The 7,115-nt window shown below is 55.0% G+C and carries 6 protein-coding genes; all 6 read left to right on the forward strand.

Annotated features, from left to right (window positions below):
- Positions 1-2,413, forward strand: a 2,413-nt coding sequence (locus NP596_RS18660; RefSeq protein WP_371927979.1) for a TonB-dependent siderophore receptor, incomplete at its 5' end; no start/stop codon positions are given.
- A 443-nt stretch (positions 2,414-2,856) separates the two neighbouring features.
- On the forward strand, positions 2,857-4,116 hold the full coding sequence (locus tag NP596_RS18665) for a PepSY-associated TM helix domain-containing protein (RefSeq protein ID WP_256616913.1): 1,260 nt from the start codon (positions 2,857-2,859) through the stop codon (positions 4,114-4,116).
- A 98-nt stretch (positions 4,117-4,214) separates the two neighbouring features.
- Positions 4,215-4,562 (forward strand): hypothetical protein, encoded by a 348-nt coding sequence (locus NP596_RS18670; protein WP_256616914.1) that lies wholly within the window; start codon positions 4,215-4,217, stop codon positions 4,560-4,562.
- A gap of 258 nt (positions 4,563-4,820) precedes the next feature.
- Complete coding sequence (locus tag NP596_RS18675; protein ID WP_256616915.1) at positions 4,821-5,630, forward strand: energy transducer TonB; 810 nt, start codon at positions 4,821-4,823, stop codon at positions 5,628-5,630.
- A gap of 200 nt (positions 5,631-5,830) precedes the next feature.
- Entirely contained in the window at positions 5,831-6,337 is a 507-nt protein-coding gene (locus NP596_RS18680; RefSeq protein ID WP_256616916.1) for an RNA polymerase sigma factor, read from the forward strand.
- A 105-nt stretch (positions 6,338-6,442) separates the two neighbouring features.
- On the forward strand, positions 6,443-7,115 hold a 673-nt coding region (locus NP596_RS18685; protein ID WP_256616917.1), incomplete at its 3' end, for a FecR family protein.

Raw genomic sequence — 7,115 nt, forward strand, 5'->3', positions numbered from 1 at the left:
CGCCGTAACCGGCCTGTGCGCCGGCTTGCTACTGCTGACCGCGCATACGCAAACCGCCAGCGCGGCCCCCGACAACGCCGCTTCGGAACAAACCGCAAACTTCGCCATTCCGGCCGGCTCCCTATCCGACGCCCTGCTGCAATTTTCCGAAACCAGCGGCCAAAAAGTGTTGTTCAACGCCGACTTGGTGCGGGGCTTGCGCAGCGGCGGTCTGCAAGGCCGGTTTACCGTGCCGCAAGCCTTGCAACGTCTGTTGAGCGGTAGCGGTTTGGCGCCGAGGGCAACCGGCAGCGGCAGCGTGACACTGGAAAAAGCCTCCAGCGTGGAGCCGCGATCGAGCGCCACCATGCCGGCGGTGACGGTGACAGGGAAAAACATCTACGATGCCACCGATCCGTATAATCCGGATTACAGCTTGCCGAATGCGACGACCGCAACTAAGACCAATACACCGATCATGGAAACGCCGATCTCCGTTCAAGTCGTTTCTAAAGCCGTCATGCACGATCAACAAGCCATTCAACTCGGGGACGCAATCAAAAACGTCAGCGGTGTATTTCAAGGCTTCACCTTTGGTGGTTTCGGCGAAGAATTTATGATTCGAGGCTTCAATACAAATTACGCCAACTATCTGGACGGATTCAGATGGCCGGTCAGCCGTATGCCGTTGGCCAATGCCGAGCGTATCGAAGTGGTTAAAGGCGCGGCCGCCAATCTCTATGGACGCATTACCCCGGGAGGCATGATTAATGTCGTCACCAAACGCCCACAGGCAACGCCGTATTATTCGTTGGAACAACGTTTCGGGTCCTACGATCTTTATCAGACCCTGGCCGATGCAACAGGTGCGATCAACGAAGATGCCTCATTAATGTATCGAATCAATTTCGAATATCTGGACAAAAACTCCTTCCGGGATTTTGCCTATACGGACCGGGTATTTATCGCACCTTCCTTTACCTGGAAAATCAGCGACCGCACGCAACTAGACCTCGACTTTATTTATTCCAATGAAAACACCTTGGAAGACCATGGTGTGGTTGCCAGCGGCACAACCCGCCGGCCCATCGATATTCCCATCTCGCGCTATTTGGGAGAGCCCGCCATAGATAAAAGCAACACCGAAATCTATAGCGGCGCTATCACGCTAAACCACGAATTTTCCGACGATTGGAAAATGAACGCCCGGTTCAATTATCAGAGCCGTGACGCAGTCGATCTGCAACATGCCGCGCCCGGTGTTATCAATGAAGCGACCGGCGAGCTCAGAAGGGTGTTTTGTTGTGGCGACTCCTACTCCGATTCGTTCGGCGGCACTGTAAACATCAACGGTAAGTTCGTCACCGGAGACCTCAGCCATAATGTATTGATGGGATGGGATTATTACGGAGCGGATGGAACATTGAGTGGCTGGTTTTTAGGTCCCGCGGTTTTTGGTGGCCCGGTCAATACCATCAATATCTACCAACCTCAATACAGCCTCTCCGGCGTAAACCTATCCACGACGTCGAAGAATTCGTTCCAGGACCAAAACATCAGTTGGAACGGCGTGTATTTCCAGGACCAAATCACACTATTCGACAAACTGCATATCCTGGGTGGAGGTCGTTATGACTGGGCAAACCAGGGCAACGGGTCGTCGTCCATATCGGTGGCCGATGCCTCGGCAAAGTTTTCCGACATCGAAAACCAAAAATTCAGCCCAAGGGTTGGTATCCTTTACCGGCCCTGGGATTGGCTATCAGTTTACGGCAATTTCGTCGAATCGTTAGGCGCGGCCAATACCGGTATCGGCGTTGGTGGTGGCATGCTGCAACCAGAAACAGCCGAACAGTTCGAGGCCGGTTTCAAGACGGAGTTTTTCGATAAACGCTTGATTTCGAGTGTGTCGTATTTTCACTTAAGCAAACAAAATATGAGGGTGCCTATCGCCGGTACGCCGTTTTCACAAACCGTCGGCGAAGCGCGCAGCCAAGGCATAGAAATCGATATTTCGGGGCAAGTAACGGATGGATTGAATTTGATTGCAAGCTATGCCTATACCGATGCGGTCATACTGAAAGGCAATAATGCCGGAAATCGCTTGTGGAATGTACCCAGAAACGCCGGTAGTTTTTGGGCAAAATACGATCTGCAGCAAGAGCCGCTAAGAGGTTTAAGCGTGGGCGCCGGCGTCTATTTTCAAGACCAACGCGAAGGGGATCAGGCAAACAGCTTTGAACTGCCGGGTTTTGGCCGGGTAGACGCATTGGTGAAATATCAGTTACCTTTCGCCAAAGCGAGGACCACACTGCAATTCAACGTGGAAAATTTGTTGGATCGCCAATATTATGCCGCCACCTCCAACAGCAACACCTTCATAACGCCGGGAGTACCGCGTACTTTTATAGGATCGGTTAAAATGGAGTTTTAATTTGAGCGGGGCAAAGGTTGTAACTCCGCCCTGAATCTTTCAAACCGCACGAGCAACTAAATCGCTTCAAACCCACTTTTCCATTCAGCCATACGGACGGATTGACAAAATCCGCAAGCTTGCGTCTCCCAATCGGAGCGCAAGCAATGTAGGTCGGGTTAGGCGCTAGCCATAACCCGACATATCGGCGCGGGATTGTCGGGTTACGCTCTATCGAGCTAACCCGACCTACGAAACTGATTTATCGTTCCCACGTTCCAACGTGGGAATGCAGCTCCAGACGCTCCGCGTCGTTCGTCAACCAATTAGCGGGTCGGGGTTTGCAACCCCGCGACCATTTCGCCGAACAAATCCAACCCAGGGTGGGGTTTTTCCGTTTTCAAACGTCTTACAGCATGACGACCGTTAAAACGCCGACTTGAAACCGACATGCTGGAGTTGTTATGAAAATCCGCCCCTTCTGGGTATTGGCCCACCGTTACGCCGGTTTGGCGATGACGGTGTTTTTGATTATCGTCGGCCTGACCGGCAGCCTGCTGGCGTTTTACCGCGAGCTGGAACAGGCCCTCAATCCGCAATTGCACGTCGAAGCCAACGGCCGTCCGCCGCTGGATATGGTTACCCTGGTCGAAAGCGCCGAACGCTTGGCGCCGCAAGCGCGGGTCGATTCGGTCTGGCTGAATCCGGGGGCGGCGGATATTTCGGTTTCGCCGCGTCCCAATCCGGCCACCGGCCAAGCCGACGCATTGGATTACACCCAGCTGATACTGGACCCGTACAGCGGCGAAGAGTTGGGCCGGCGCAGCTGGGGGGACATTTCGCAAGGCCTAAGCAACCTGATGCCTTTCGTGTATAAACTGCATTACGCACTGGCGCTGGGCGAATGGGGCGGCTGGATTTTGGGTATCACCGCCTTGGTATGGACGCTGGATTGTTTCGTGGGGTTTTATCTGACCTTGCCGGCGGCCAAACACGCTCAGCCACAGGAACAGGAAAACGCTTTATCCGGGCACACCGCATCCAAGCGTTCGTTCTGGCAACGCTGGCGGCCGGCCTGGCTGATTAAATGGCGCGGCTCCAACTATCGGATTAATTTCGATTTGCACCGGGCCGGCGGGCTTTGGCTATGGATCGTTCTATTGATTTTCGCCTGGTCCAGCGTGTTTATGAATTTGGGCGACACCGTGTATAAAACCGTCATGCAAACGGTCAGCGAGTTTCATCAACCTTGGACGGAATTTCCGGATCTGGAGAAGCCGCTGCAGCATCCGGCCGTCGGTTGGCGAGAGGCCTACCGGATCGGCCAACAGGCCATGGCCCGCGCAGCCGTTGAGCAAGGGTTTCAGGTAGAAGCCCCGATGGGTATGTGGCTCAACCGCGCCAAGGGCTTTTACGTTTACAACGTCCGCAGCAGCGCCGACATACAGGATAAGTTCGGCCAAACCAAAGCGGTGATCGATGCCGGCAGCGGCGAGATAAAACTGTTGCTGCTGCCCAGCGGCCAATACAACGGCAACACCATCACCACCTGGCTGATGGCCTTGCACATGGGCAATGTGTTCGGCCTGCCCTATCGAATATTCGTTTGCGTACTGGGTTTGGCGATTGTGATGTTGTCGGTGACGGGACTGGTAATCTGGCTGAAAAAACGCCGGGCCAAGGTTTTTCACGACAACCGCCGTTTGCAGCGCCAACCGCGCTAGAATAGAGCCGCAAGCCTCGATTGCCGGAAACGTCCGCCCTTGCGTTCCCCGGGCGGGCTTATTCCGACCTACATTGTTTTAGACACACAGGAGCCGTTATGAAATTAACTTTGTCGATAACCGCCATTGGATTAAGTTTGTTGACAGCGTCGCCCCATGCCGGCGAACTTGCAAACGGCGGCTGGCAACCCAGCGGCTGCGGCGACAAGCCCGCCACGCCCCAAATCGACGCCGGCGACGTGGACAGCTTTAACAAAAGCGTCGCCGCCATCAACGATTGGCAACAACAAGCCAAAGTGTATTTCGAATGCCTGATTAATGAAGCCAATACCGATAACAACATCATCGCCGAATCGGCTAACCGGGAGCAAGCCGCTTACCGGCAAGCGGTCGAAGCCCTAGCCGCCGAAGCCGATGCCGCCAAGAAAAAACTGGATAAACGCTAACAGACTTAGACAGGCGATTGCCGCCTGACCGATATCCCAGCCGTGGCCCTACGGCTGAACTCACGCCAAACCGGGTAGGCCGGAATAAAATCGCCCATCATGGGCGACTATTTCCGGCAAGCCGCTGAAATAAGCAGGAGACGAGCAAGGAAAAACACCCAAGGTCTGTGGCAATACGCCGCATGTTAGACTTGCGGAAAAATTGTTAGAGTAAGCCTGCGCTTCAATCCTTAATCGGGATCATTATCAATTACTAAAATGGACTTTTTTCAAACAAGCACCCGTGAGGTGTTAGCCCTTTACAAGACCGGGAACAGCTTTGTCGATTCCTCGGCGGCTAGCGCCGGGCAAAAGCGCTTCGCACGCATAACGCCCGCTCGCCGCAACGACAATTCGCTTAACCTGACTGTATTAGGTTTCATCGTGCTAACGGTAAGCGGCCTGCATGCGTTTGGCTTTAAGTGTTTTTTCTATCCGGAGCAAGCCAAACCGCCGCGCCCGGAACCTATCGTCACGAAGGTTTCGATGCTAACAGTGCCCGCCGCCAAGCCGGAACTAGCGACCCCTCCGCCGCCTAAAACCGCGTCAAAGCCGCCGCTTAAAAAAAAGCAGCCGAAACCCAAACTGAAAAAGATTTCGCCGCAAATGCCGCCTTCCAGTTTCTCGCCCGACGATCAAGTGTTCGACCTGCAACCCCTGGAAAACAGCACTGTACCCGATTTCAGCAACCCCCTTCCCGTCAAGGATACGCAAGCCGAAGCACAACCGTATACGGAAGCCTATTTCAATGCCGAATACGATAAAAATCCCAAACCCGACTACCCCAGCATGGCCAGAAGCCGCGGCTGGCAAGGTAAAGTGGTACTGCGCGTAGAAATCGGCGAAGCGGGCGAAGTCGAATCGGTTGCCGTGGAACAAAGCTCCGGCCACGCGCTGCTGGACGAATCGGCGCTCGCCGCCGTGCGGGATTGGTTGTTCGTGCCGGCCATGCGGGCCAATCACCCGATAGCCAGCTCGGTGCTGGTGCCGATCATTTTTAGCTTGCGCGATGAAGAATCGGCCGACTGACCGTTTGTCATTAGGTAGTCCGCATAGCCCGCGATCCAGCTAAGAAACCCCTACCGTCGGTAGTGTGGTATATCCCTCATTCCAGTGCGAGGCGTTCCTGCTCAGGACTGCGCCAACCCCCAAAACCCGGGCCTGCCTGGAAAATGGCTTAAAATTTGCTATGGTAAATCCGTGTTTTATTGCCACGGCGCTTGTCCTGTATGGATGCCCTCACGGAACCCGATTTAATCACCAGCTTTCTGCGCCACCAAAAGGAATTGCAGCAATTTCTGACCTATAAAGTCGACTGCGCCGAAACCGCCGCCGATCTGATTCAGGAAACCTATCTGCGCATCGCCCGGCATACGGCGGACACCGACATAGCCAATCCGCGGGCCTTCCTGTTTCGGGTTGCCGACAACCTGGCCCTGGACCATCTGCGCGGCAAGGCCAGACAAAACCAACGCGACGGCGGCGAGGTAAACGACGAAATCGCCTGCCGACAGCCGCAACCGGACAGTACCCTGATGGGCCAACAGCACATGGAGTTATTCGCAAAACTGATCTACGAATTGCCGCCGCAATGCCGCGCGGTATTTTTGCTGTGCCGAGTGGAAGGCAAAAGCTATGCGGAAATTGCAGCGGAATTACGTATCTCGGCCCGCACGGTGGAAAGCCACATGCACAAAGCCTTAAAGTTGCTGAAAGACCGCGTCGATTTCTTATAACCGCCCAAAACAGTCCATGCAACTTACCCCTACCCCAAAATCGTGGCATGATGCCGACTCTTGTTTAACGGTTTACCCGCCCTCGTAATGTCCAAAGACAATCCTGTGTCCTCCGATTCCATTTCCGACCAAGCCAGCGCCTGGTTCGCCCGCTTGCAGGCCGACGACGTCAGTGCCGAGGAACGCAACCGTTTTCAGGATTGGTACAGGGCCCAACCGCAACACGCCGAAGCCTACGATAAAACCCGCAAGCTCTGGAGTTTGCTGCAAATTCCGGCTGAACAGGTTTATAACCGCCTGCAAGCCGAAAACCTTGTCGGCGAAAACAGCCAAAACCCTGAAACAGTCGCGCATGCCGATGCCCTCTTGCGTCCGCTGAGCGGAGCCGAAGCGAACCCCTTCTCAGCCGCCAAACCGAGCCGACGTATCAGCACGTTTGTTGGCCTGAGCCTGTTTCTGCTACTGGCCGGCTGGCAATTTCCAAAGCAACTGCAAAACTGGCGTAGCGACTTCCATACCGCCGCCGGCCAACAACTCAACGTGGAACTGGCGGACGGCTCGCGCCTGACGCTGAATACCGATACCGCATTGTCGGTGCATTTCAGCGCAAGCCGGCGCCGCATCGAATTGCTGCGCGGCGAAGCCTATTTCCAAGTCGCGCCCAACAAGCAACGGCCGTTTATCGTCGACGGCGGCGATGCCGAGGCCCGCGCGGTCGGCACCGCCTTCAGCGTCCGCAAGCAAGCCGAAAATCTGCGGGTTGCCGTCAGCGAAGGCA

Source organism: Methylomonas rivi (genome assembly GCF_024505165.1).
Lineage (GTDB): Bacteria > Pseudomonadota > Gammaproteobacteria > Methylococcales > Methylomonadaceae > Methylomonas > Methylomonas rivi.

What these genes read in the sequence shown, in the direction of transcription:
- NP596_RS18665 (WP_256616913.1), top strand. Translation starts at nt 2,857, where the DNA reads ATGAAAATCCGCCCCTTCTGGGTATTGGCCCACCGTTACGCCGGTTTG.
- NP596_RS18675 (WP_256616915.1), top strand. Translation starts at nt 4,821, where the DNA reads ATGGACTTTTTTCAAACAAGCACCCGTGAGGTGTTAGCCCTTTACAAG.
- NP596_RS18670 (WP_256616914.1), top strand. Translation starts at nt 4,215, where the DNA reads ATGAAATTAACTTTGTCGATAACCGCCATTGGATTAAGTTTGTTGACA.
- NP596_RS18680 (WP_256616916.1), top strand. Translation starts at nt 5,831, where the DNA reads ATGGATGCCCTCACGGAACCCGATTTAATCACCAGCTTTCTGCGCCAC.